We start from the raw sequence: 24658 nt of genomic DNA on the forward strand, positions 1-24658 counted from the left end.
AGTCCCGGCCTTTTTTTAGCCTTTTAACAAACGCAGGCCATTTAGAATGACCAGTATGGTGCTCCCTTCATGTCCGATGATACCAAAAGGAAGTGTTAAATATTGCGTATAGTTGGCAAAGAGCAAAAATAGTATAACACCGATTGAAAATACAATGTTTTGCTTAACAATTCGTGAGAGGCGTTCCGATAATTTTATCGCGTACAGCAGCTTGCTTAGATCGTTTTTAACTAATACAACATCTGCTGTTTCAATCGCTGCATCGCTTCCCATCCCCATTGCTACTCCAACATCTGCAACCGCTAAAGCAGGTGCATCATTAACTCCATCGCCAATCATTGCGACTACAGCCTGGCGTTCTTTCCACCTTTTTACCGTCTTCACCTTATCTTCAGGCATGCACGAATATCCGATCTCATCAATATTCGCCAACTTTCCGATACTTTCTGCTCCACGTTTTGTATCGCCGGTTAACATTAAAGTTAAGATCTGTTTCTCCTGTAAAGCTTGAATTGCTTCTACAGTTTCTTCTCGGACTGTGTCCCCTAATAAGTAATAGGCCGCAAGTTCATCATCTGCCGTAACATAGACAACCGTATAACCAGTGTCTCCTTCCAGCCCTTCTATAGTGGATAGAAGCTGATGTTCTTGCTTTTCACTGATCCCCGTCCATCCACGGCTTCCAATTTTCCAGACAGTTCCGTGAACTAGAGCTCTTACGCCTAAACCAGGAATATCTTCATATACAGTTATTTCAGGTGCTGTTTCTTTCGGAACTGCCTGAATTGCTGATAGAATCGCCTTTGCGAGCGGGTGGTTACTGTTTTTCTCAATAGCATGTATGATCTGTACCAAATCCTCTCTGCTAGTAGAAGAGTGAATATATTCAACATGCTGAACGGTTGGACAGCCTTCTGTTAACGTCCCAGTCTTGTCAAAAGCGATTACGTTAACCATGTTTAACTTTTCCAAAAATACTCCACTCTTAAAAAGGATTCCGTGTCTAGCGGCGTTTGAAAGAGATGCTAATAGAGCAGGCATGGTAGACGCAACAAGTGCACAAGGAGATGCAACAACTAGAAGTACACACGCACGATATAATGACTCTGAATAGCTCCATAATCCTGTTGATCCTGGGACCAGCACAGTTAATGCTGCCGCCAGAAGTACAAATAGAACATATTTGGTTTCAAACTCTTCTATCTTTCGCTGGACGGGGGGCGCTTCACTTTGTGCTTTATTTACGAGATCTATCATTCTTTGAAAAACAGAGTCTCTCATGTGCTTCGTAACTGAGATCTCTAAAAGACCAGATTGATTTAGCGTACCCGCAAGAACTTCTGAAGTCGGCTTGACCTCTTTTGTAAACGGTTCACCTGTTAATGCTGATTCATTGATTGAAGAATTTCCTTTTATTACAATTCCGTCTGCCGGTATACGCTCACCTGGCTTTACTTTTATAAGATTACCAGGCTCTAAGGAAGAAGCATTCACTCTAAATTCCTTATCTCCTGATATGAGCCAGGCTTCATCCGGCTGTAAGGAGACGAGTGCTTTGATTTCTCTGTCGCTCTTTTGTAATGTGTACATCTCAAGTGCTCCGGAATAGGCAAATATTAAGATAAGAACAGCACCCTCACCCCAATAGCCAATTGCTGCCGACCCGATCGCAGCCATCATCATTAAGAGCTCAACATTTAACTGTTTTTCTTTTAAACTCTCCTGTATCCCTTCTACAGCTTTCGCGTACCCGCCTATTACAAAAGCCAAAAGATAAAACAGAACATAATAAGGTGATTCCGAATACTTTTCGATAAACCAAGCCGTTAATATGAACATACCGGCCGTTGTTGCCAGAATCAGTTGAGTTCGTGCAGAGAGTTCCACCTGAACATCCCTCCTGCTATTGATAATAACAATCATCCTCAAGTACCCTAAAAAAGCAGAAATGCTGCCGTCTTTATGACAGCAGCCTTTACAACTTCCCAATATTCGGTTCCTAGCCCTAACAGTTTATGTATGAATTCTTATGGATGTGACATAAATTATTAACTTAATTATATCTTTTATGTTAGACATTTTGTCTTGTTTTTCTGCTTCTCTCCAAAGATCTATTTGAACAATCTATAATCCTTATATCGAATCCACAATACCAATATGCTGATCTTAAATAACGAATTGAAGCTTTCTAAGCGAAAGCTTCTTTTTTATCTTAATTTTTAAAAATAAGGGTATATTAAAATTACAAGTCTGATTTTGTAAACGTTTTGTAAATTATTCATTACATTTCATTCTTTTTCGACAAAAACTCTTTATTTTTTGTATAATGTGTTGGGTGGTTAAAACATACAAAATCAGCCACCTAGAAAAAGGATAAAAGACATTTCTTTTGGAGGGTACTATGTTTACAAAGAAAAAGGATAAGTTCATGGTCATGCTAACGGATATCGCTAGCAACTTAAAGGAATCCACTGGATATTTCCACGATTTCAAAATTACCAATGAAGACGATTTGCGTGAATTTGCAGATCACCTGAAAACACTTGAATCAAAAGGTGATTCTTATGTTCATACCGTTATCATGGAACTGAACAAAGTATTTATTACACCCATTGAAAGAGAAGATATCTTATCACTTGCTATGAGCATGGATGATATTCTAGATGGCATCGAGCAGTCTTCTGCTCTATTCGATATCTATGCTATTACAAATCCAGACAAGTATATGGTTAAGTTTGTAGAATACATCAAACTAAGTGCGGATGAAATTTTACTGACAATTAATTTACTGGCTGATAAAAAACTTCTTGAAATGCGTGAGCATGCGATCAAGATTAAAGATTATGAATCAAAATGTGATGATTTATACCGTGAAGCACAACGCGAACTGTTTGCTACTCAAACAGATCCGATTAAAGTGATCAAGTATAAAGAGATGTATGAAGTGCTTGAAGGCATTGCCGACAGTTGCCAAAACGTTGCGAACACTCTAGAATCCATCATTATGAAAAACGCGTAACGGGTGGCTAGTATGGATACAGTTTTAATTATTACCGTTCTCGTTGTTATCGGTGCACTCGCATTTGATTTTATCAACGGATTTCACGATACGGCGAACGCGATTGCAACTTCTGTTTCAACAAAAGCACTAACACCTAGAAAAGCCATTATTTTGGCTGCTGTCATGAACTTTGTCGGGGCCATGACATTTACTGGTGTTGCCAAAACAATTACAAAAGATATTGTTGACCCTTTTACACTTCAAAATGGATCCGTAGTTATTTTAGCTGCACTTATTGCAGCGATTGCTTGGAACTTAATTACTTGGTATTATGGGATACCAAGTTCTTCTTCACACGCGATCATCGGATCGATTGCAGGTGCAGCGATTGCAGCTGCTGGCTTTGAAGCGCTGCACTATTCAGGATTCCTTAAAATTATATATGGTTTATTGCTTTCGCCAGTGTTGGCATTTGCTGTTGGTTTTGTATTTTATCACTTGATCAAACTAGTATTTAAGAATGCTAATTTAACGAAAACAAACAATGGGTTCAGAAAAGTCCAAGTAATGACGGCTGCATTCCAAGCGTATTCGCACGGAACGAACGATGCTCAAAAGGCGATGGGTATTATTACGATGGCTTTGATTGCAAATGGTTATACAAACAGTACGGATATCCAGTTATGGGTTCAGGTATCCTGTGCCATTGCAATGGGACTTGGAACTTCTGTAGGCGGATGGAAAATCATCAAAACAGTTGGCGGAAAAATCATGAAGATCCGTCCCGTTAACGGTGTTTCAGCTGACTTAACAGGTGCGTCTGTAATTCTAGGTGCTTCCGTTTTAGGTATTCCGGTAAGTACGACTCATGTAATTACATCTTCTATTCTAGGTGTAGGTGCTTCCCATCGTCTAAAAGGGGTAAAATGGGGTACGGCTAAAACCATGATTATCACTTGGTTTATTACATTGCCGATTTCTGCAACGATAGCTGCACTATCTTATTTTGTTTTAAATCTGATCTTTTAAATAAGAAGCCTGGGTAAAACCCCAGGCTTTTTTATATTTTCTTATAGGCATCTTTAATCTTGGAATAAGGTATTAATACATAGGGTTGATCTGTAGGAGTAAATAGTTTAATCTCAGGCTGGTTTTCATCAGCAGAAAAATACATTTTCCGCCACTTTTTCACTACCCAGCCTTTTGTACCTGCAGGAATGGTTCCCCAGTTTTTTTTAATGTATTCATCTTCTTCTGCAAACGGATAAAATCCACCGAACAGACCATTAAGAATACCCGAAACAGTGCATGGTTTTATTATTTCGATACGGTAAAGGTTCTCAGTTTTTAACAATCAAATCCTCTCCTTCCCTGACCTAATTACGTATAGGAGCCTGAAAAAGATTCGATATTAAAGCCCATTTTTTATACTTACTTTTAACCAATGATCTGGCTTCAGTAAAGAGTTAGGTAATTTTGTATGCAAATTCCCTTTTGCCGAGTTCACTTGAGCTTGTGTAAGGAAAATACTTCCTGTAAGATCAGCGCCACTAAGATTGGCATCCCTTAAGTCTGCTCCAATCAGATCAGTCCACCTCATGTCGGCACCTTGCAGATCAGCAGCGATAAGTAACACTCCACGAAGGTTCGCTCCTCTAAGATCAGTTTTTCTTAATTTTGCACCTATCATGTCCATGCTTTTACGGTTGAGGACATCATACTTCTTCTTCAAAAAATGGGTACGCACAAGTTCGCTCACCTGAAGAAGAAGTTTGTTAACCATTACCCTATGATCTGATACTCTAATATGCTTGATTTCTGTTGCAGGCAGTTGTGTTAGATGTTCTATTTCTTGTATAGATGCTTTTAATTCATTATAGATTGGCGTTGTTTCTTTTAATTGAAGTGCTTCGTATAAGTAGTTCAGCATTTCGTGAAGCTGTTGCATGATTGGAAATACTTCAAACATTTCTTTAGCTCTTTCAGGAGAATCTCTCCAATCTTCTCCTCCATACGTAATCTGTGAAACTTTTTGACCAGCGCCAAAGCATTCATAAACCGTACAACCCTTAAACCCCTTTCCCCTTAGGTTTTTATGGATGCCGCAGCGATAATCCGTTTGCAGATTTCGGCATGGAGTACCACCATCTTTATCAAAAGCAAAATCAGCTGATTTTGCGTATGGGAGAGCCACACAACATAAGCCAAAGCAATTTTCACATTCCGCACGTAGTTGACTATTCAAAACTTTTCACTTCCTTCAAACATTTAAGCTTGTCCGTTATTGTTTTAGCGTAGCACATTTAGAATAGAAAGATGATGAGAAGGAATCTTCATTTTTATAAAAAAAACTCCCCCACTCACAATAGAGTCAGAGAGCTTGTTTTTTTACGCACCTTTTTGTTCAGTTAACGGAGAAACCTTTTTACTTAGCCAGTTCTTCCCTTCAACAAATCTGGCTGTCATCATACTTGCTACATTATCCCCAGTAGCGTTCAGCAGTGTTGCTGGCGGGTCAATAATAGCAGAGATCGCCGCGATGATCGGAAGTGCTTCTGGAGGGAAACCGAATAGAGATAGGATCAGCATTTCTGCGATTAACCCGCCTTGAGGGATTGCTCCCATTACCATTCCGACTAAAAGAGCTACACCCCCCACGAGCAAGTAGGTGTTAATGCCTGAGAAGTCCATTCCAAAGATTCCAAACAGGAAAGTAATCTTTAGAACGCCTCCGATCACAGAACCATCTTTGTGAAGTGTTGCACCGAGTGGAATCGTTGTTTCACTGATGTCATCAGGTACTCCCATCTTCTTCGCTGCTTCTAGGTTAACGGGAATGCTCGCTGCTGAACTGCATGTTGCAAGACTGGTAACAGAAGGAGAAATCATGTTTTTCCAGAAGGTGCGGATCCCAAGCTTTCCGTGTGCAATCCACGCATACAATGTAAAGAATCCAAAGAAATACAAAATAGAAAACGGATAGTAAAATAGTACCGCTTTAAAATAAGAACCAAGCAGTGTTGGTCCAAACTCCCCTACCAATGCTGCAAAATAAGCACCTAAACCGATGGGAGCGTAAACCATGACATACTTTACCATCTGCAGAGTTACCTCACTTCCAGCAGATAAAAAGTTTGCGAGTGGTTTTGCTTTTTCTCCTACTTTCGAAGTAGCCAGTCCGAGTAAAACTGAAAATAGAATAAGTGATAACATATTTGCTCTGCTTAACAGATCAACGAAATCTGGAACCGTTACTGTGCTTACCAGTTGATCACCGATCGAAACTTCTTCACTTGGAGCATCAGGTTTTACAAGGTCAATATTTACTCCCTCTGAAGGCGGAAACAATTTTAATCCAGCCATACTGACGACCGCAGCAACAGTACCGGTAAATAGAAATACAAGAAGCATCGTGCTAATGATTTTACCAAATCGTTTCGTACCAGCCATATTGGCTACACTCGATGAAATCGAAAAGAATACTAGCGGAACTACGATCATGAACATAACGTTTAAAAATAAGTCCCCGAACGGCTTTAGAACCGCAGCATCTTTGCCCATTGTAGAACCAACAATACTTCCAATGATGATGGCAAGCAATAAAATAATTGGCGAGCGGTATGCTTTCCACGTTTTTCTCATAAAACATTCTCTCCTTAAATAGATTCATAGCTACTCTTTCTATTTTATACAGAAAAAATTTTTTTCATAGAGGGATGCAGAAAATGTGATGAAAACGTTATATTACTTCTCCATTTAGTAGGTTATTATTCTATAGACCAGTTTTTTTGAATAACAAAACCAATAGATACATTTAGCCTGATTCTTTTTACATACTTTTAGTAAAAAAGACAGGGGACAGACCCGGGTCTGTCCCCTGTCCTTACATGATGTTTAATACGCTTTTGCCCAATAGACAAGCTGCTTTCCTTCTTGCTCACAGCACACACACTTTTTAGAGATGTTCTCTTGTTCGAACGGGATACATCTGGATGTTGCACCTGTTTCATCTTTGATGAAGTTTTCGCAAGCTTCATCACCACACCACATCGCTTTTATGAATCCGCCTTTATTGGTAAGGTTATCTTTAAAATCATCGAATGTGGTTACAGCTGTTGTTTGGCTATCTCTATGCGTTTTTGCTTTTTCAAATAAGTTATTTTGAATATCTGTTAAGATTTGTTGCACAGAAGATTCTAAGTTTTGCAATGCTACCGTTTGCTTCTCACCTGTATCACGTCTTACGAGCACCACTTGTTCTTGCTCAATATCACGCGGTCCGACTTCTAAACGAAGAGGGATTCCCTTCATCTCATACTCGTTAAATTTCCAGCCTGGCTTCTTATCACTAGCGTCGATTCCCGTTCGAATTGTAAGAGAGAGCTTTTCTTTTAAATGGTAGGCGAAATCTAGTACACCTTCTTTATGCTGAGCGATCGGTACGATCATAAGCTGAGTTGGTGCAATCTTTGGAGGAACAACAAGTCCTCTGTCATCCCCATGGACCATGATCATCGCTCCAATAATTCGAGTCGTAAAGCCCCATGAGGTTTGCTGCACGGTTTGCAGTTTGCCTTCTCTATTTGTAAATTCTATGCCGAACGCTTTTGCGAACCCATCTCCCAAATGGTGTGAAGTCCCAGACTGCAAAGCTTTTCCGTCATGCATGAGACTTTCAATTGTATAGGTGTATTTTGCTCCAGCAAACTTTTCTTTTTCTGTTTTCTGACCTTTGATGACTGGAATGGCAAGGTATTCTTCACAAAGATCTGCGTACACATTAAGCATACGAACGGTTTCCTCATGTGCATCTTCATCTGTTTCGTGGCATGTGTGCCCTTCCTGCCATAGAAATTCAAGTGTGCGAAGGAAAGGTCGTGTGGTCTTTTCCCATCTTACTACGTTTGACCACTGATTATATTTCTTAGGAAGATCACGATAAGAATGAATGATGTTTTTAAAATGCTCGGCAAAAAGAACTTCTGATGTCGGACGGACACATAGACGTTCTGTCAGCTTTTCTTCCCCGCCATGTGTGACCCACGCTACTTCAGGCGCAAACCCTTCGATATGATCTTTTTCTTTCTGAAGAAGGCTTTCTGGAATAAAGAGCGGCATATACACATTCTCATGACCTGTTGCTTTAATCTGTTTGTCGAGCTGCTGCTGAATGTTTTCCCAGATTGCATAGCCATAAGGTCTGAGGATCATGGAACCGCGGACACTCGAATAATCGATCAGCTCCGCTTTCGTTACTACATCGGTATACCACTGAGCAAAATCATCTTTCATACTTGTTACGTCTTTTACAAAATCTTTAGCCATCTTACGTGCTCCTCGCTTTTAAAAAATAAAAAAAGCCAGGCTCATCATTAGGGACCAATCAATTGGCGGTACCACCCTAATTCAAAGCATAGCTTTACACTGTTTCATGATAACGGTATTTAACCGCTGATATCTTCCACTCGTTTCAGATACAGAACTCTGAGGCAGGTTCGATTGTTTGTCAGTAGGAACCTTTCACCAAACAGTCCCCTCTCTTTAAATGACAAGATCAATGTACTAATCCTCTTCCATGTTTCGGTAATAATTAGTTTTTTTGAAATTATATGTGATGTTGGGATGAACTGTCAATTATTTATTTTATAGAGGATCGATAGCAGGATGCTTTTATGCAGTAAAACGCTGTATAAGGGGGGACAGACCCGGGTCTGTCCCCCCTTATGGCTTTCATATTTCGTGTGTTTGTTCAATACATTAATTACAGGGCATAAGGAGGCGTATGTTTATGGACATTCATGTGGTACAAAGAGGTGATTCTCTTTGGAAGATTTCACAGAATTATGACGTTCAGATCTCATCCATCGTAAGAGCTAACGGCATCGAAAATCAAAACGTGCTTGTCGTTGGCCAGGCGCTTGTTATTCCGAATGATTTTCCAACTTATACGATACAATCCGGTGATACTCTCTATGAGATTGCTAACCGATACGGTACAACAGTTGATAGTTTAATCGGCTGGAACAACATACCCCTTGCATCTGTTATTTATGTAGGGCAAGTGATAGATATTCCAGTTCACGTGGTTCAACAAGGCGAATCTTTATATGTAATTGCCAATCGGTACGGGACGTCTGTTGCAGATCTGCAAAGAGAAAACCGAATCACAAACCCGAATCTCGTTTATGTAGGAACTAGACTTTCAATTCCCTATAACCGGCCAATAAAAGAAGTAAATTCATATGTTACCAACATGGGGACTGCAAGTCAGACAGAAGTTAGAAACGTAGGTTCATATTTAACCTACATCACACCGTTCAGTTATTCGGTAACTCGGTCAGGCGGATTAACCTCTCTGCAGGATGAAGGAGTTATCGCTGCAGCCAGGATAAATCGTGTAGCTGCCCTTATGGGTGTTTCCAACATAGAAGGAGATATGTTCAACTCCGATCTGATCAAGACGATCTTAGATAGTGAATCCCTTCAGGATACCTTACTTAACAACATTCTGAACACCATGCGAACAAAAGGATACCGGGGCGTTAACTTTGATTTTGAATATGTCTACCCTGAAAATAAAGAAGACTATAACAATTTCTTGAGGCGTGCTGTGGCGAAATTTAAACCTCTAGGCTTCTCTGTTTCTTCTGCAGTCGCGCCCAAATATAAGGAAGATCAGCCAGGATTGTTGTATGAAGGACATGATTATAATGCGCATGGAGAGATCGTTGATTTTGTAGTCGTCATGACATATGAATGGGGCTGGGCAGGTGGTCGTGCGATGGCAATTGCACCACTGGATGAAGTAAAAAAAGTATTAGATTATACCGTTACTGCCATACCTCGGGAGAAAATCATGATGGGTGTTCCAACGTATGGCCGTGATTGGACATTGCCATTTGTTGAGGGGACATTTGCGAAAACATTAAGCCCAGTAGCAGCCGTTAACCTTGCCGCACAAAAGAACGCATCCATTCAATTTGATGAAGGTGATGCGTCGCCTTGGTTCAAGTATCGGGATGATCAAGGAAAAGAACATGAGGTATGGTTTGAAGATGCAAGAAGTATGCAAGCTAAGTATCAAACAGCGATCGATTATAATCTGCGCGGTGTCAGTTTCTGGGTACTAGGAATCCCCTTCCCACAGAACTGGTATGTCGTCCGGGATTCGATGCGGGTAAGAAAGATTTAAGTATTAGTGGTCAGAAGAAAAGCCTGAGAACTGATTAACAGATCTCAGGCTTATTTAATCAAGGGGGTGTGCACCCCACAAATACAAATCTCTGGATTTGTATTTGTTTGGGGTCAGACCCCTACTTTTGTACTATACCCACCACATCTCGGCTGGCTGCTCTGCGATCAGGATAGACTGCAGATTTTTCACAGCACGGCTGAAGCCTTCTTCGATAGACATGATCGGATCTTCATGCTCGATGCTTACCACATAGTCATAGCCGTAAGTTCGAAGTGCACTCATCATATCAGACCAGTCTTGAACTGAGTGGCCGCACCCTACTGACCGGAAGCTCCATGCCCGATTTTGAACTGCTCCGTATGGCTGCATGTCCGTTAAGCCGTACATGTTGATGTTATCTTGATCTAAATACGTATCTTTTGCATGGAAGTGATGGATCGCTCCGGCTTTTCCAAGAATTTTAATCGCTGCCACTGGATCGATGCCTTGCCACCAAAGGTGAGATGGATCAAGGTTAGCACCGATCGCGTCACACGTTTCTTCACGTAATTTTAACAGTGTATATGGAGTGTGCACCAAGAAACCGCCGTGAAGCTCTAAGCCGATTTTCACGCCATGCTCTTTCGCAAACTGCCCCCATGTACGCCAGTATGGAATCAGCTTTTCTTCCCATTGCCACTTCAACACATCACTGTACTCGTTCGGCCATGGAGAAACAGGCCAGTTCGGATATTTTGCGTTTTCCGAGTCCCCTGGTACACCTGAGAAACAGTTTACGACCGGAACATTCATCAAACCAGCAAGTTCAACTGTTTTTACATACGTATCATGAGATTCTTTAGCAAATGCTTCATCTGGTGACAAAGGGTTACCATGGCAGCTGAACGCTGAAATCGTTAATCCGCGTTTTTCGACCTCATGAAGATATTCTGCACGCTTTTCTTCACTCGAAAGCAACTCATCAAGTGGGCAGTGTGCATTTCCAGGATAGTTGCCTGTACCGATCTCGACCGCTTGTACTCCTGCTTCTTTTACATAGTCGAGCATTTCTGTAAATGACTTTTGCGAAAAGAGAACTGTAAAAACACCTAGTTTCATATTACCTCACTCCTTTTTCATTCTCTAGCTGAACGCTTTTTCCCATTAGACTGCTCGCATAGATCGCCTCAATCACACGGGATGTGTTCATCGCTTCTTCTGCTTTTACAAGGGGTTCTGCCTTACCTAAGCAGCAATCCACAAAGTTCTGTGCTTGCGGAAGCCCTGGATCGTCTTCTCCTAAGATCCAATCTGCCTTCGTGGTTGTCATCATACCGTTCTCTGCTTTGTTTACAGCAAATGGGAACACGTCAAGTCCCCCTTTGTCTCCTGAGATACGAAGCAGCTCCGCATCATCCGGAATGTTTGCAGCCCACGATGTTTCGAAAAGAATCGTTCCTCCATTTGCTAAGCGGATATAAGCCGTCACGTGATCGTCCACTTCAAATGTTTCTGCATCAAATGAACCCCATTGATTCACTTGTTCTGCTTCACGGCTAACGGTGTTGTACGTTTGGCCGGATACTTCACTTACTGTCGGGTTATCTAAAAGCCACAAAGTCAAGTCTAGCAAATGACAGCCATAATCGATTAAGCTTCCTCCGCCTTGAAGTTCTTTGTTCGTAAAAACACCCCAGCCTGGCACTTTACGTCTTCTTAACGCTTGTACACGGACTACGAGCGGATTACCCACTTCTCCAGCTTCCATCATACGCTTAGCTGCATGAGATTCTTTCATGTAGCGGTAGTGATAAGCGATGGACAGTACTTTTCCAGAACGCTTTTCTGCTTCTATCATCTCCGCACATTCTTCAACTGTCATCGCCATAGGTTTTTCACAAAGTACATGTTTACCTGCATCTAGAGCAGCAACCGTGATCTCTTTATGAAACTTGTTTGGCGTACAAATAACAACTGCATCTACGTGCGGCCACATTTCTGTATAGCTTGTAAAATAGTGTGGTACGTGAAATTTCTCTGCGACTGTCTTTGCAGCATCAACGTTTACATCGCTGACTGCGGTAACTTCTGCTGTCTCACTTAGTTTTTGAAATGCGGGGATATGACGGCCTTGCGCAATGCCGCCTGCCCCGATGATCCCAACTCTTAATTTCATGCGTGAACACCTGTTTTCACTTTTTCAATCGTCTTCTTTTCGTTTGATTCAAGTGCTGCTAAGATTACTGCCAGTGAACGCTTACCTTCTTCCCCCGTAATAAGTGGTGCTTTACCTGACTCAACAGCTTCTATAAAATGGTCAACAACATGTGAGTTAGACTGATTCTCGTTTGTTTGGATCGCTCCCAACTCATAACGAACGATTGATCCATCTGTATATTGAGCAACAAGAGAGAATTTCGGATCATCTTCTAAACGAAGAATGCCTTTTTCACCGTAGATGATTGTTGAGTTGTCTTCTTTTGCTGTATAAGACCAGCTTGCAGCAAGCGTTCCAATAATTCCGCTCTCTGTTTTAAGTACACAAACTGCTGTATCATCTACAGAGGCAAACTCTTTCGCACTTGTTTCCACGAATGCGCCCACTTCTGCAATTTCTTCACCTAAGATATACCGGATCAAGTCTGTTTTATGAACCCCAAGATCACCCATCGCTCCAATAAAAGCTTCATCCTTTTTAAAGAACCAGCTCTTCACACCATCAACGCTCCAGCCTTCAGGACCAGGGTGACCAAAAGCTGTACGGAAGCTGTATACTTTTCCAAGCTCACCGCTTGCAATGATCTCACGCGCTTTTTGGTGAGCCGGAACGAAACGCTGGTTATGGCCGATCATCAGCGTCTTGCCGCTTTTTTCAGCTGCTGCGATCATTTCCTCTGCTTCTTGAAGAGATGTTGCCATAGGCTTTTCACATAATACGTGCTTTCCAGCATTTAGTGCTGCAATTGATATTGGAGCGTGCAGGTAGTTTGGCGTACATACACTTACAGCTTCTACTTCTTCAAGGGCAAGAAGTTCGGTATAATCCGTGAAAATTTTACCGCCGTATATGGCTTGTGCAGCTTCAGCACGTTCTTTCACAACATCACAAACAGCAACGATCTCTACATCTTGGTTTGCCGCATATTCTGGTAAATGGCGATGTTGAGCAATACTTCCGCATCCGATAATTCCAACTTTAACTGTCATGTTCATTTCCTCCTCGTAATATAGGGTTATATGTTTTATTTTGCTGTGATCGCTTCAAGCGGCTTAGCGTTTCCGTAAACCGGAGCCTGGCTGCCCGACGGAGCTAAGAAAGATACTGCATTTGCAATGACTTTTTGAACGTCTTTGTTGTAGTATGTTGGATACGTTTCATGTCCTGGTCGGAAATAGAAGATCTTTCCTTTTCCACGGTTATAGGCTGCACCTGAACGGAACACTTCTCCGCCTTCAAACCAGCTGACAAACACGAGATCGTCAGGAGCTGGAATGTCAAAGTGCTCACCATACATCTCTTCTTTTTCAAGTTCGATGTACTCACCAAGTCCGTTTGCTACAGGGTGACTCGGGTTCACGATCCAGATGCGTTCTTTCTCATCTGCTTCACGCCATTTAAGGTCGCAAGATGTACCCATGAGCTTTTTAAAAATTTTAGAGAAATGGCCCGAGTGAAGGACAAGTAACCCCATTCCATCAAGTACACGCTGATACACTTTATTTACGATCTCTTCTTCTACTTCGTCGTGTGCCAAGTGTCCCCACCAAACAAGTACATCCGTGTTATTTAATACTTCTTCTGTTAGGCCGTGCTCTGCTTCATCAAGCGTAGCCGTATTAACAACGTGTCCGGCTTCTTGTAAAAACTCTTGAATCGCACCATGGATCCCTTTAGGATAGATTTCTTTGACTACCGGATTCCTTTGCTCATGACGATTCTCGTTCCAAACTGTTACTTTAACCATTTTGATTTCCCCCTATATGCATGTAAGCGCTTTACGTAAACGTTTACGTATTTCTCAAATAAAAATGAAGCGATTTTAGGTTCCGTTTTTTTACTTGTCACGTAGATCACTGACTGATTGCCTTTCTACGATTGAAAAAGGCATATAACGGCTTTCTGCTTCTTTTTTTTCACCTTTAATCAAATTAACTAATATCTCTCCTGCAGTTTGCCCCATATCTTTTAAAGGCTGGGATACAGTTGTGAGCGCAGGGTAACACATCTCTGCAATTTTTAGATTATCGTATCCGATTATGGATAATTCTTCTGGTACTTTTACACCCAATTGGTGGGCAGCTGACATAGCTCCAATCGCCATTTCATCACTAGCTGCAAACAACGCAGTCATGTTTGGGAGCTTCTTCAAGAGAAGCGGCAATGATTCTTTTCCGTTTTGAAACCGATAGCCTTCATTCGTTGTTAGATGATCATCCGAAAAAGGAAGACCATGTTTTTGAAGTGCATCTTTAAATCCTTGCATTCTCGGAATTCCCGCAATTGGATCTTGATAACTTCCGCCGATCATCCCAATCTCTTCATGTCCTTTTTCGATTAGATACTCAGTTGCTTTGAATGCACCCTCATAATCATTAACCCGAACATATGGCAAATCGTATTGGGTGGATGCAGTAGAAACAAGAACTACCGGGACTTTCATCTCCTCAAAGATCTTATAATACTCTTTCTTTACATCTTCAGAAGCGAAGATGATGCCATCCACTCTTTTTTCTTGCAGAAGTCTGAGGTATTTGACGGTCCGCTTCCCGCTTGAAGCCGTATTACAGACGATCACACTGAACCCTCCGTCATGTGCTGCATTTTCCACACCTTCAAGAACTTCTGATGAGAGCATTCCAGATACTTCAGGAAAGAGTACCCCGATCGTTTGCGTTCGCTTGTTGATCAATCCGCGTGCTATTGCGTTAGGCTGATACCCAAGTGCCTCAATGGATTCTTGCACTTTCTTCTTCGTTTCCTCCGAATAGCCTGACAAGCCGTTTACAATGCGAGACACTGTTGCAATTGAAACGTTTGCATGTTTGGCCACATCTTTTATTGTCGGATTCAAAACATCAACCTGCTTTCTTGTTACGTAAACGTTTACATTTACACTTACAATCTATCAGCGCACTGCAAAAAAGTCAATTATTTATTCTTAAAAAAGGTTACAGATTTTTAAAAAGGGAAAAGACTAGTATCAAGAATTGGAGGTCGCATCTACATGTGGTATCAGCATTCATTTTTCAAGTATGCCGCAGGTTCTGTACTCATACTTATTATTCTCTTTTTACTCGGAAAAATCGATTACCTTTTAGACTTCCTTAATCTCATCATTTCCAGCGTGTTTTTTCCGGTGTTTATCGCAGGTCTGCTTTACTATTTGCTTCGCCCGATCATTAGGTACTTGATTAATAAGAAGGTACCTAAATTTGCAGCCATATCGATCATTCTTCTTGGGCTGATCCTAGCCGTTTCAGGAATTTCCACGGTGGCTTTTCCGGTCATAGCCGATCAGGTCACAAATCTCACAGATGATTTTCCAAAGAAGATTGGTGAAGCGACAGAAAAAACCGGAACCATGATTACAGGAAGCAAAAAATCATTTATTGACAGCACACGAGTCGCCAAATTAGCAACTGAACGCCTCGAAAGGTTTACGAGCTCAGTGTCAAAAGATCTAACTGCACTCGTAACAACTTTAACAAATATTGCGCTTGTATTGTTGGTGGTACCCTTCATCCTCTTTTACTTGCTTCTAGATGATAAAAAGTTCTTTAATTATTTTTTAAGACTCGTTCCTCATCATATGGAGCATGATGTTGCTGCGATTCTCAGAGATATTGACTCAACACTATCTTCTTATATAAAGGGGCAAGTGCTGGTCGCGCTTTTTGTCGGGATCTTCATGTATGCGGGGTATTTAGTGATTGGTCTTAAGTTTGCTCTCATTCTTGCACTATTTGCTGTCCTGACGAATGTAATACCGTTTCTAGGGCCATTCATCGGCGTGTTTCCTGCCCTCTTAGTCGGATTGATTCAAGATCCCTTTATGGCTATAAAAGTTGCGATCGTTACACTTGTCGTTCAACAGGTGGAAGGAAACATCCTATCTCCGCAAATTATGGGAAAACAGCTGAGAATCCATCCGCTTACCATCATTTTGATCGTATTGATGGCTGGAGCGGCATTTGGTTTTATCGGCTTATTGTTGGCGATTCCAGCCTATGCGGTTACCAAAACGATCATCAGCAACCTGTATCGGATTTATCTGTTATACCATCCACCAGAGTCTCGCAGCGATCTGCTCTGAAAGGAGAAACATGCCCACCGTGAAACAGCCTTTTGTTAAAGAAAGAACGCTTAAAGATAAAATTTGGAGCTGGTTTGAATCTTCACGTCCTTGGGTTCACCGCTTTGCGCGTGTTGGTTATACATCTAAAGGAATCGTTTATGTGCTAATAGGGATCCTTGCATTAATCATGTCTACTGGAAAACATCCAAATGAAGCAAGCTCAAACGGTGCACTCTATACGATCGCCCAGCAGCCCTTTGGACCTCTATTATTGATCTTGCTTTCGATCGGCTTAAGTGCCTATGCCTTTTGGCAGCTTGTAAGAGCCGTTTTCGACCCAGAGTGCGTAAACCATAGCTGGAAAAGGTGGTTCAGCAGACTGAGCTATCTATTTATCGCAGGTACCTACATCGCCATGTGTATCAGTGCATTACGAATTCTATTCCGAGCCAGAGCGGAATCATCCGATAAAACATATCAGACTCTATCTGCACAGATGCTTTCACAGCCGTTTGGCCAGTTACTGATCGCAATCGGCGGACTGGTATTTGGGATCATTGGTATCATCTTTTTATATAAGGCGTTTTCACACCGTTTTAAGCGTGATTTAAAGAAAAATGAGATGAATAAAAAAGAATGGCGCTGGAGTGGGTATATTGGAACGTTCGGCATGGCGGCAAGAGGAATCGTCTTTATGATCATTGCTTTTTTCCTGGTGCGTACTGCCATTTTGGCCGATCCTGATGAGACCAAAGGTTTGGATGGCGCGCTCTTAGAACTCGCATCACAGCCGTTTGGCCCTGTGCTGCTCGCAATCGTCTCGCTTGGTTTTATCTCATATGGTATTTTTATGTTCGCAAGTGCTAAATATAGAAGGTTGGATAGTTGAATGAGGATACAAGCCTTGTCTGCAGCGTGCAGACAGGGTTTTTTATTATTTGAATGTGTTTTCCTGACGAATACAAAAGAAGTGGATATGTATTTGTTTGGGGACAGATCCGGGTCTGTCCCGGGTCTGTCCCCCTTTCGTTTCCCTCACTCTTTCGACCACTTCTCCAGCGTATTATCAGTTGGCAGCATAACTGTTAACAACCCTAAAAGCGGCAAGAAGCTGATAAGGAGCATGGTGTTTGAGATACTGGTAAGGTCAGCTATTTTACCAAGAACGACCGATCCGAGTGCTCCCATTCCAAAAGCAAGCCCTACGATTAATCCAGACACCATTCCAATCCTGCCTGGTACAAGCTCTTGGGCATAAACAACGGTTACTGAGAAACTCGTGTTTAAAATAAACCCGATCACAAAAAATAATGGAATCACAGCCCATAACCCAACGTGAGGCAATAGAAGAGCCAACGGAGCAGTTCCGACCATCGACCAGAAGATCATGTTCCGCTTTCCTAGTCTGTCTGCGATCGGCCCGCCAAAGAATGTTCCTAGCACACCTGAGGCCATGAAAACAAATAGATAGATCTGAGCTTGCCGGATGGACAATCCATAATCATCGATCAAATAAAACTGATAATAGTTTCCGATTCCTGAGAAGTACCATGAACGGGCAAAGACCAAAAAGACGAGGAGAGCCATTGCTCCGATTACTTGATTTTTTCTCTTTTTATCGATAGCTTTTTTCTCACCAGACTGCTTTTTCACACGCGGAAAATGGATTAACTGTCTTGAGTACCAGCCTGAAACATAAAACAAAACGAAAATAGCGACGGCTGCTAACGATGTAAACCACACTGCTCCAAACTGGCCAAGTGGTACAAATACGAGTGCTGTCATAACTGGTGCAAGCGAACTTCCTGAGTTTCCTCCTACCTGGTAGATGGATTGAGCTAACCCTCTACGGTTTCCAGCGGCCATATAGGCTACCCTTGAACCTTCCGGATGAAAAACGGCAGAGCCAAGTCCTATACCAATAACCGAGATAATAATCAGATGGAATGAATCTGCAAAAGCAATGCCCAGCATTCCTATTAAACTAGCCATCATTCCAAACGGTAACAGATACGGTGATGTCGTCCGGTCGGTATACCACCCTATAACCGGCTGCATGACTGAGGAAGTAATGTTTAGCGTAAATGCAATCCAGCCGAGCTGCGTGAAGGTCAGGCCCATCGATTCTTCTAGAATAGGAAAAATCGCTGGAATTACTGCCTGCATCGAGTCATTCAAAAGATGAACAAAACTAATCGCAAAGAGAATGGAATAGATTGTTTTTTGCTGTGAAGACGCTAAGCTTGGCGTCTTTTCTGTTGGTGCTGCCATGCTGCATTCCTTCTTTCTATTGTTTCACTATACCTTCCAAACTATGTAACTTACATTAGATTATCATAACTATCTTGTCTATTACTAAAAAAGAGGTTTTCGACAAGGGAAATTAAGTAAATATCCAGGTACGAACCATTAAAATCGCGTGGGAAATAAATTGTTTGGGGACAGTCCCCCTTCCCCCTTCCACCATCTAATGCAAACCAAGAAGCCAGCCTGTAAACAGGCTGGCTTCAATCGCTGCACTTTTTAGATCTTTTCTATCACTTTGTCGATTATTCCATACTTTAATGCTTCTTCTGCTGACATGAAATAATCACGGTCTGTATCTTTTTCTACTTTTTCAATCGGCTGCCCGCTGCGGTCAGAGATAATCTTGTTCAACAGTTCACGTGTCTGCAAGATGCGTTTTGCATGGATGGCCATATCGGATGCCTGCCCTTGTGTACCGCCTAACGGCTGGTGGATCATCACCTCTGCATTAGGAAGCGCATAGCGTTTTCCTTTTGCACCGGCTACCATTAGAACCGCCCCCATCGAAGCGGCCATACCGATACAGATCGTGGATACATCCGGTTTGATGAACTGCATCGTGTCAAAGATCGCCAGGCCGGCTGTAACTGAGCCTCCTGGAGAATTAATATAGATGGAAATGTCCTTATCAGGATCCTCTGCTGCTAAGAAGAGAAGCTGCGCAACAATTGAGTTTGCCACGTTATCGTCGATGGCACTTCCCAGCATGATAATGCGGTCTTTTAAAAGTCTTGAATAAATATCGTAAGAACGCTCTCCTCGATTCGTAGATTCCACAACCATTGGTATTAGGTTCATCTGTTTTCCTCCTTTTTATGCCGCGATTGCCATCGGGCTTGCGCTTGTTGTTTGTGGTACATGTATGGAGCCAAAGCCTGATGTAATAAAGATAATTTTTGCCGGCTCTTGCTGTTTGTCAGCAACTTCGACCTTCACTTCTGTTTTCATTGGAATTACATTTGTTTCTTCATTAGCTGACTCACGCTTTAGTGGGATGACTGTGGTTTTATTATCCTTCTTCACGGTGTGCCGCCTCCTTCAGGTTTGGGGTACATAGCCATTGAAACTTGATACGATTTCGCGTTTTTTTCTTTTGGTTTGTGATGTTTTTGAATGAGAGCTGTAAGCATATCTGCATAATCCTGCAGAAATGCATTCCGGTTTTCAACACCAGAAAGAGATAGCTCCATTTCCATCACAGCACTTGGAATTTCCTCATCTTCCACTTGCTCCATGAGTGAAACCGCGTCTCGCTTTATTTTTTCTGTGAGTGACAATACGTGAGCGAGAGCTGTTTGATCCTGCAGCTTCTTCATCGTTTCTTGCGATAATCCTAGTGAATCCGATAACAAGAAAGTTTTGCCTGCGCTTCTATAAAGAACTTCAACAAGATTTCTAACATTCCTTGTTCCCGCACGCACCACAAGACCAACTTTTTCCAATGCTTTAAGATGATAGTTCACCTTTTGAGCGGAATCGTTCATTTCTTTTGATAGCTCTGTCGCAGAGCGCGGTTCCTTCAATAAACTTATGATCTCTGACCGGACAGGATGCAGAAGTGCCGCTGCTTGCTGGGGCTCTGTGACGATAAAGGTTTCTGGCATGCTCTGATTCCTCTTCACTCTCATCACCTCACATTCCACTATTTTATCCTTACGTAAAAATTATACTTTACGTAAAATTATTTTATTACGATATACTCCATTATGTCAAAGATTTATAAAAAATATACGTTTGCCTATTCTCTACACAAAAAAACAGACTGTCATCTGAAGCCAGCCTGCTTTTTCCTCTCTCTATAGAAGCGGAATGACACCGAGAATCAAAAAGATTACCGCCATCCCTATGTTTAACCAGAATTCTGTTGTTTGATTGAATAGTCTTCGTTCCACCGAACGAAATAAAAAGATGACCATTAAGATCGAAAACAATACGGTTGGGTTTTCCCAATTCATTCCGTTATAGATCGCAAGCAATAATCCTAAAAACATGAGCACCATCTCAGTGTACACCCAGCGTTTTGGTCGTTTTTTCATCTGATATCGGCCCCCTTTTCACTGGTTGATAGTACACAGTGTACGGTGTGGAGGCCTATTCGGTGCATATTTTTATACTGATTTTTCGCCTTTTGATCCTAACCAGCTTCCTGCAAGTGAACGTTCTGGAAGGACACGGAGCACCAACCAGCCGATCAAACCACCGACTATAGAACTTATTAAAAAAGGGATAACAAAAAAGAACACACCTGTTTTCGTTCCTAATAGGAATGTTGCAACAGGAACGGCGGCGAGAGCTCCAATTATTCCAGTTCCCAGCCATTCTCCGAGTGCTGCTAACCCGTAGCTCTTTCCTTTTTTATAAAAATAGCCAGCCACAAACGCTCCGATCATGCCGCCTGGAAATGCAAGCAATGAGCCCACACCGAACAAATTTCGCAAAACACCAATGCTAAAAGCTACAATCAAAGCAGGAACTGGTCCAAGCGTCACACCTGCAATAACATTTAACGCATGCTGTACAGGGAATGCTTTTGCCACACCTGCTGGTATCCAAAACAAATGTGATGACAGTGTACCGATCGCTACAAACATCGCCATTAGGGTAAGTTTCTGTACAGAAATCTTCACTTATAATCCCCTCTTAGCTTGCATGATGATCTTAAACATTTCACTGGAAGAAACTGATGGATCCTTTGCGCAGCTAATTGCCGAAATAACAGCCGCACCATCAGCTCCTGCTTCAATAACTGCTCCAGCCTTTTCAAGTGATATTCCACCTATACCAACAAGTGGCACGGTAATCCCATTTGATCGAAATTCTTTGATTAGTTCTGCGCCCACAGGTTTCTTCGCATCTGGTTTTGAAGATGTTTGATAGATCGGACCTGCTCCTATATATTCTGCACCAAGCGATACAGCATCTTCTGCTTCAGCTAGTGTATGTGCAGAAACACCGAGGATCTTCCCTTTTGTTTCTTGTCGGATTACTTTGAGGTTACCGTCAGATTGGCCTACATGTAGGCCGTCTGCATCCACCGATTTCATCAACTCTATGTCATCATTCACAATAAAAAGTACATTATGATCTCCACACAGCTTTTTCGCTCTTACCGCCATCTGAAAACGCTCTTCTCCTGTTAAACAGTTAGAACCTTTTTCCCGATATTGAAAAGCCGTGATACCGCCTTTAATCGCCTGCAAAAGAATTCGTTCAAAGGCTTCGGGAGACTCACAGTTCATGGTGCCAGCCACAAAATAGAGAGAAAGCTGCTGTCTTAGATCCGTCTTAGCAAAAGTTGTCATACACGCACTCCTCCCTTAAAAGAGTGATCTTGCCAGTTCATCGTACCCCGCCAGATACCTGGTGTTTTTTCTAAAGCAAATAGCTGGTCTAAAAGTTTTTGCTGGAAACTTCCTGGCCCTTGAGCTTCCTTCACTGCTTCTTCGGCCGCTTTTGTGAGCATAAGAATCGCCAAAGCTGTTCGTTCCAAAATAGAAAGTGATTGTGTCCCCGCCCCCTCCTCCTTGTGATTGCCTTGATAAAGAGCAACCATGGATGTAGCAAAACAGCCAGTACCTGTCACGAATGCTAGCATTGGATCACCATGCGAAAGCACTATAGCTTTCTCGCCATCCGTAACGACATCCTTCTTTCCAGTCATGGCGATGAGACACCCAGTCTGTTTCGCAGCAGCAGAGGCCAGTTCAATCAAGCTATCCTCAGAACCTTCAAGGTCACCATCAACACCCTTTCCAGCCCATCCTCCTTCGGCAAGAAATTTCATCTCTGCCGCGTTTCCGCAAATTGTCAGAATTGTTTGGGGACAGACCCCCTTCAATTGTGAATATTCCGCAAGCAGCTCTTTAACCACTTCTTGTCGGAAAGATGACAAACCTACTCCCACTGGATCCAAAACGACGGGCACTCCTCTATGCATAGCTCTCCGAAGTGCAAGAATCATAGATTGAGCGGTTCCTTCTTCTAGAGTGCCTATATTAAGCACCAATGCACCTGCCACACTTACAGCCTCTTCAACTTCACGGGCATCATGAACCATCATCGGGCTTCCCCCGGCTGCAAGAACTCCGTTCGCAAGAAAATTCATTGTTACGTTGTTTGTAATGTGATGAACAAGTGGCTTTTCTTTTCTGACCTGGCCAACAAACGTCTTCCAATCTTGTACTCTAGTATTGTTCATGTGCAATCCTCCGATAAACAAAGTGATTGACTGGTCCGTGACCCGAACCCACATCAATGCCATGTTCGATTGCATGTTGAATAAATTTCTTTGCATACTCTATGGCACTCTCTGCGGTTTTACCGTAAGCGAGTTCTGCTGTGATTGCAGCAGAGAACGTACATCCTGTTCCGTGTGTGTTTTTCGTGATTACACGTTTCTCAACAAACTCATACATCTCAACACCGTTATAAAGAAGATCGGATACATACGTTCCTTCACCAAAGTGTCCTCCTTTGATCACGACATAGTCAGCGCCTTGATCAAAAAGTACTTTTGCTGCTTCTGCTCTCGCTTCTTTACAATCGATAATGATCCCGGTTAAAGCCTCTGCTTCTGGAATGTTCGGCGTGATGATCTTAGCGATAGATAGCATGTACGTTTTCATTGCATCCAGCGCCTCTTCACTTAAAAGGGTTGCGCCTCCTTTAGCAATCATGACCGGATCTACGACCAGGTTATTCCATCCAAACTTTTTAATAAAATAAGCCGTTCTTTCGATATATTCGCCAGAGAACAACATGCCAGTTTTGACAGCATCCGGTTTCAAATCACTCCCGATCGAACGAAGCTGGGCTTCGAATCCTTCTATAGGAACAGGAAATACTCCCTGAACTCCTGTCGTATTTTGGGCAGTGACTGCTGTTAGAACGGACATACCATAAACACCAAATTCTTGGAACGTTTTCAGATCAGCTTGAATCCCGGCACCACCGCCGCTGTCTGATCCTGCGATCGTCAGTGCTTTACTTACTTTAATCAATTGTCCCACAACGTTCTCCTCCTTCTACATACACAAAAAAGCCACCCGCATAAAGTAGACAGCGGGTGGCCATTACGATTATATGAATAAAAAAGAAACGTGTAATGTACCACACCGCTTCCCTACGCCAGTATAATCTGGATCAGGTTCTAAGGGTCGAAGGCAACAGCCTTCTCTCAGCTTTAATTGAAAGCACCCCTAGCGGAAATGACAATATTGATTTAACTCAATCCTACTCACAGTATACTAGGAATGTCAATGTTTTTTTGAAATAAGTGTTTTCGTGTGTTTAAGCACCATGAAATACGGGGAAATAGTATCTAACACACACATTAAACACATAAACAAAACTCATTCAAAACATTTGGAACAAGTGAGAACATTTAGCAACACAAATGACAAACCATTAACAATTTTTCCATAAGGTGGTGAATAAACAGTGCTTTAGGAGAATAATTTAAATTTTTTTCAGAATTTTCAAATAAAATGGTTGTCATCGGGCGTCTTGCTCAGTATACTAGTAGAAACCTAGAAACATAAAAGGTTAATTGGATAGGGAGATAATTTAAGGAGGGAAAACAGGATGAAAGACAAAAACACTTCTTTTAACAAAAACCAAAACGAGATGGTGCAGTATAAGCAACAAAAAAGAGACCCATTTGCCTTCAGCCTTATTGCCCAAATGGTACTCGATGAGGCCCTGCACAATTATTACAAAGCGTATTATGAAAGAGAAATCGACAATGCCCTGGATCAAAAAGATAAAGATCGTTTTATGAAATTAACCGCAGAATACAAAGCGTTTCTCGGCTAAGGCTTTCAAAACGGTACATCTTTTATAAAGATGCCGTAAAAGCCAAAACACCCTTTCAGCAAACGG

General features: G+C 42.0%; 25 protein-coding genes, 1 riboswitch and 1 other annotated feature. Of the genes, 6 read left to right on the forward strand and 19 right to left on the reverse strand.

Going from position 1 to position 24658, the window contains the following annotated elements:
* Window positions 1-15: 15 nt before the first annotated feature.
* The gene (locus IEV52_RS13660) at window positions 16-1887 is read right to left on the reverse strand and encodes a heavy metal translocating P-type ATPase (protein WP_188403069.1); all 1872 of its coding nucleotides are present in this window, start codon (window positions 1885-1887) and stop codon (window positions 16-18) included.
* A 514-nt stretch (window positions 1888-2401) separates the two neighbouring features.
* Here IEV52_RS13660 and IEV52_RS13665 point away from each other — a divergent pair.
* Window positions 2402-3019, forward strand: a complete 618-nt coding sequence (locus tag IEV52_RS13665) for a DUF47 domain-containing protein (RefSeq protein ID WP_188403070.1) — start codon at window positions 2402-2404, stop codon at window positions 3017-3019.
* Between the two features lie 12 nt (window positions 3020-3031).
* Window positions 3032-4030 carry an inorganic phosphate transporter gene (locus tag IEV52_RS13670; protein WP_188403071.1) on the forward strand — a complete coding sequence of 333 codons (999 nt, stop codon included), beginning with the start codon at window positions 3032-3034 and terminating at the stop codon, window positions 4028-4030.
* 31 nt (window positions 4031-4061) lie between these two features.
* Here IEV52_RS13670 and IEV52_RS13675 read toward each other — a convergent pair whose 3' ends face one another.
* The 4 genes from IEV52_RS13675 to proS all read right to left on the reverse strand — a co-directional run bounded on the left by IEV52_RS13675 (window position 4062) and on the right by proS (window position 8326).
* Complete coding sequence (locus tag IEV52_RS13675) at window positions 4062-4355, reverse strand: hypothetical protein (protein WP_188403997.1); 294 nt, start codon at window positions 4353-4355, stop codon at window positions 4062-4064.
* Between the two features lie 57 nt (window positions 4356-4412).
* Window positions 4413-5246 (reverse strand): pentapeptide repeat-containing protein, encoded by an 834-nt coding sequence (locus tag IEV52_RS13680; RefSeq protein WP_188403072.1) that lies wholly within the window; start codon window positions 5244-5246, stop codon window positions 4413-4415.
* 143 nt (window positions 5247-5389) lie between these two features.
* Window positions 5390-6643 carry a dicarboxylate/amino acid:cation symporter gene (locus tag IEV52_RS13685; protein WP_188403073.1) on the reverse strand — a complete coding sequence of 418 codons (1254 nt, stop codon included), beginning with the start codon at window positions 6641-6643 and terminating at the stop codon, window positions 5390-5392.
* Window positions 6644-6895: 252 nt separating this feature from the next.
* Window positions 6896-8326: a proline--tRNA ligase gene (gene proS, locus IEV52_RS13690; RefSeq protein ID WP_188403074.1), complete on the reverse strand. Its 1431-nt coding sequence runs from the start codon at window positions 8324-8326 to the stop codon at window positions 6896-6898.
* Between the two features lie 46 nt (window positions 8327-8372).
* Window positions 8373-8586 (reverse strand) — a binding site (T-box leader).
* A gap of 203 nt (window positions 8587-8789) precedes the next feature.
* Here proS and IEV52_RS13695 point away from each other — a divergent pair.
* Window positions 8790-10193: a LysM peptidoglycan-binding domain-containing protein gene (locus tag IEV52_RS13695; protein WP_188403075.1), complete on the forward strand. Its 1404-nt coding sequence runs from the start codon at window positions 8790-8792 to the stop codon at window positions 10191-10193.
* Between the two features lie 132 nt (window positions 10194-10325).
* Here IEV52_RS13695 and IEV52_RS13700 read toward each other — a convergent pair whose 3' ends face one another.
* From IEV52_RS13700 to IEV52_RS13720, 5 genes are all read right to left on the reverse strand, one after another.
* Window positions 10326-11294 carry a sugar phosphate isomerase/epimerase family protein gene (locus IEV52_RS13700; protein WP_188403076.1) on the reverse strand — a complete coding sequence of 323 codons (969 nt, stop codon included), beginning with the start codon at window positions 11292-11294 and terminating at the stop codon, window positions 10326-10328.
* 1 nt (window position 11295) lies between these two features.
* Window positions 11296-12351 (reverse strand): Gfo/Idh/MocA family protein, encoded by a 1056-nt coding sequence (locus IEV52_RS13705; RefSeq protein ID WP_188403077.1) that lies wholly within the window; start codon window positions 12349-12351, stop codon window positions 11296-11298.
* Window positions 12348-13388: a Gfo/Idh/MocA family protein gene (locus tag IEV52_RS13710; protein ID WP_188403078.1), complete on the reverse strand. Its 1041-nt coding sequence runs from the start codon at window positions 13386-13388 to the stop codon at window positions 12348-12350. Before IEV52_RS13710 ends, IEV52_RS13705 begins: the two co-directional genes overlap by 4 nt.
* A 29-nt stretch (window positions 13389-13417) precedes the next feature.
* On the reverse strand, window positions 13418-14140 hold the full coding sequence (locus IEV52_RS13715) for a ThuA domain-containing protein (RefSeq protein WP_188403079.1): 723 nt from the start codon (window positions 14138-14140) through the stop codon (window positions 13418-13420).
* A 90-nt stretch (window positions 14141-14230) separates the two neighbouring features.
* A complete protein-coding gene (locus IEV52_RS13720; RefSeq protein WP_188403080.1) occupies window positions 14231-15247 on the reverse strand; it encodes a LacI family DNA-binding transcriptional regulator in 1017 nt (338 codons plus the stop codon).
* Between the two features lie 153 nt (window positions 15248-15400).
* Here IEV52_RS13720 and IEV52_RS13725 point away from each other — a divergent pair, with 153 nt between their 5' ends.
* Window positions 15401-16489, forward strand: coding sequence for an AI-2E family transporter (locus IEV52_RS13725; protein ID WP_188403081.1), 1089 nt, complete (start codon window positions 15401-15403; stop codon window positions 16487-16489).
* Window positions 16490-16508: 19 nt separating this feature from the next.
* Window positions 16509-17360: a DUF1206 domain-containing protein gene (locus tag IEV52_RS13730; RefSeq protein ID WP_229754289.1), complete on the forward strand. Its 852-nt coding sequence runs from the start codon at window positions 16509-16511 to the stop codon at window positions 17358-17360.
* Window positions 17361-17506: 146 nt separating this feature from the next.
* Here IEV52_RS13730 and IEV52_RS13735 read toward each other — a convergent pair whose 3' ends face one another.
* The 9 genes from IEV52_RS13735 to thiD form a co-directional block, all read right to left on the reverse strand.
* The gene (locus IEV52_RS13735; RefSeq protein WP_188403083.1) at window positions 17507-18742 is read right to left on the reverse strand and encodes an MFS transporter; all 1236 of its coding nucleotides are present in this window, start codon (window positions 18740-18742) and stop codon (window positions 17507-17509) included.
* Window positions 18743-18994: 252 nt separating this feature from the next.
* A complete protein-coding gene (gene clpP, locus IEV52_RS13740) occupies window positions 18995-19576 on the reverse strand; it encodes an ATP-dependent Clp endopeptidase proteolytic subunit ClpP (protein WP_188403084.1) in 582 nt (193 codons plus the stop codon).
* A 15-nt stretch (window positions 19577-19591) separates the two neighbouring features.
* Window positions 19592-19801: a hypothetical protein gene (locus tag IEV52_RS13745; protein WP_188403085.1), complete on the reverse strand. Its 210-nt coding sequence runs from the start codon at window positions 19799-19801 to the stop codon at window positions 19592-19594.
* The gene (locus IEV52_RS13750) at window positions 19798-20382 is read right to left on the reverse strand and encodes an ArsR/SmtB family transcription factor (protein WP_188403086.1); all 585 of its coding nucleotides are present in this window, start codon (window positions 20380-20382) and stop codon (window positions 19798-19800) included. The genes IEV52_RS13745 and IEV52_RS13750 overlap by 4 nt, the downstream gene beginning before the upstream one ends.
* A 192-nt stretch (window positions 20383-20574) precedes the next feature.
* Window positions 20575-20814 (reverse strand): hypothetical protein, encoded by a 240-nt coding sequence (locus IEV52_RS13755; RefSeq protein WP_188403087.1) that lies wholly within the window; start codon window positions 20812-20814, stop codon window positions 20575-20577.
* Window positions 20815-20886: 72 nt separating this feature from the next.
* Window positions 20887-21399 carry an energy coupling factor transporter S component ThiW gene (thiW, locus tag IEV52_RS13760; protein WP_268234789.1) on the reverse strand — a complete coding sequence of 171 codons (513 nt, stop codon included), beginning with the start codon at window positions 21397-21399 and terminating at the stop codon, window positions 20887-20889.
* A 6-nt stretch (window positions 21400-21405) separates the two neighbouring features.
* Window positions 21406-22080 carry a thiamine phosphate synthase gene (thiE, locus tag IEV52_RS13765; protein WP_188403088.1) on the reverse strand — a complete coding sequence of 225 codons (675 nt, stop codon included), beginning with the start codon at window positions 22078-22080 and terminating at the stop codon, window positions 21406-21408.
* Window positions 22077-22976, reverse strand: a complete 900-nt coding sequence (gene thiM, locus IEV52_RS13770; RefSeq protein ID WP_188403089.1) for a hydroxyethylthiazole kinase — start codon at window positions 22974-22976, stop codon at window positions 22077-22079. Before thiM ends, thiE begins: the two co-directional genes overlap by 4 nt.
* Window positions 22963-23775 carry a bifunctional hydroxymethylpyrimidine kinase/phosphomethylpyrimidine kinase gene (gene thiD, locus IEV52_RS13775; RefSeq protein WP_188403919.1) on the reverse strand — a complete coding sequence of 271 codons (813 nt, stop codon included), beginning with the start codon at window positions 23773-23775 and terminating at the stop codon, window positions 22963-22965. Before thiD ends, thiM begins: the two co-directional genes overlap by 14 nt.
* Before the next feature lie 105 nt (window positions 23776-23880).
* Window positions 23881-23988: riboswitch (TPP riboswitch) on the reverse strand.
* A 373-nt stretch (window positions 23989-24361) separates the two neighbouring features.
* Here thiD and IEV52_RS13780 point away from each other — a divergent pair.
* Complete coding sequence (locus IEV52_RS13780; RefSeq protein ID WP_229754290.1) at window positions 24362-24592, forward strand: IDEAL domain-containing protein; 231 nt, start codon at window positions 24362-24364, stop codon at window positions 24590-24592.
* Window positions 24593-24658: the final 66 nt, after the last annotated feature.

Origin of the sequence: Fictibacillus barbaricus (assembly GCF_014635025.1) — a bacterium.
GTDB lineage: Bacteria > Bacillota > Bacilli > Bacillales > Fictibacillaceae > Fictibacillus > Fictibacillus barbaricus.

Coding starts and splice junctions, on each gene's coding strand:
- IEV52_RS13705 (WP_188403077.1), bottom strand. CDS start 12,351: ATGAAATTAAGAGTTGGGATCATCGGGGCAGGCGGCATTGCGCAAGGC.
- IEV52_RS13715 (WP_188403079.1), bottom strand. CDS start 14,140: ATGGTTAAAGTAACAGTTTGGAACGAGAATCGTCATGAGCAAAGGAAT.
- IEV52_RS13695 (WP_188403075.1), top strand. CDS start 8,790: ATGGACATTCATGTGGTACAAAGAGGTGATTCTCTTTGGAAGATTTCA.
- IEV52_RS13700 (WP_188403076.1), bottom strand. CDS start 11,294: ATGAAACTAGGTGTTTTTACAGTTCTCTTTTCGCAAAAGTCATTTACA.
- IEV52_RS13755 (WP_188403087.1), bottom strand. CDS start 20,814: ATGAAAAAACGACCAAAACGCTGGGTGTACACTGAGATGGTGCTCATG.
- thiE (WP_188403088.1), bottom strand. CDS start 22,080: ATGACAACTTTTGCTAAGACGGATCTAAGACAGCAGCTTTCTCTCTAT.
- IEV52_RS13685 (WP_188403073.1), bottom strand. CDS start 6,643: ATGAGAAAAACGTGGAAAGCATACCGCTCGCCAATTATTTTATTGCTT.
- IEV52_RS13735 (WP_188403083.1), bottom strand. CDS start 18,742: ATGGCAGCACCAACAGAAAAGACGCCAAGCTTAGCGTCTTCACAGCAA.
- IEV52_RS13665 (WP_188403070.1), top strand. CDS start 2,402: ATGTTTACAAAGAAAAAGGATAAGTTCATGGTCATGCTAACGGATATC.
- IEV52_RS13780 (WP_229754290.1), top strand. CDS start 24,362: ATGAAAGACAAAAACACTTCTTTTAACAAAAACCAAAACGAGATGGTG.
- IEV52_RS13725 (WP_188403081.1), top strand. CDS start 15,401: ATGTGGTATCAGCATTCATTTTTCAAGTATGCCGCAGGTTCTGTACTC.
- IEV52_RS13710 (WP_188403078.1), bottom strand. CDS start 13,388: ATGAACATGACAGTTAAAGTTGGAATTATCGGATGCGGAAGTATTGCT.
- proS (WP_188403074.1), bottom strand. CDS start 8,326: ATGGCTAAAGATTTTGTAAAAGACGTAACAAGTATGAAAGATGATTTT.
- IEV52_RS13750 (WP_188403086.1), bottom strand. CDS start 20,382: ATGCCAGAAACCTTTATCGTCACAGAGCCCCAGCAAGCAGCGGCACTT.
- clpP (WP_188403084.1), bottom strand. CDS start 19,576: ATGAACCTAATACCAATGGTTGTGGAATCTACGAATCGAGGAGAGCGT.
- thiM (WP_188403089.1), bottom strand. CDS start 22,976: ATGAACAATACTAGAGTACAAGATTGGAAGACGTTTGTTGGCCAGGTC.
- IEV52_RS13670 (WP_188403071.1), top strand. CDS start 3,032: ATGGATACAGTTTTAATTATTACCGTTCTCGTTGTTATCGGTGCACTC.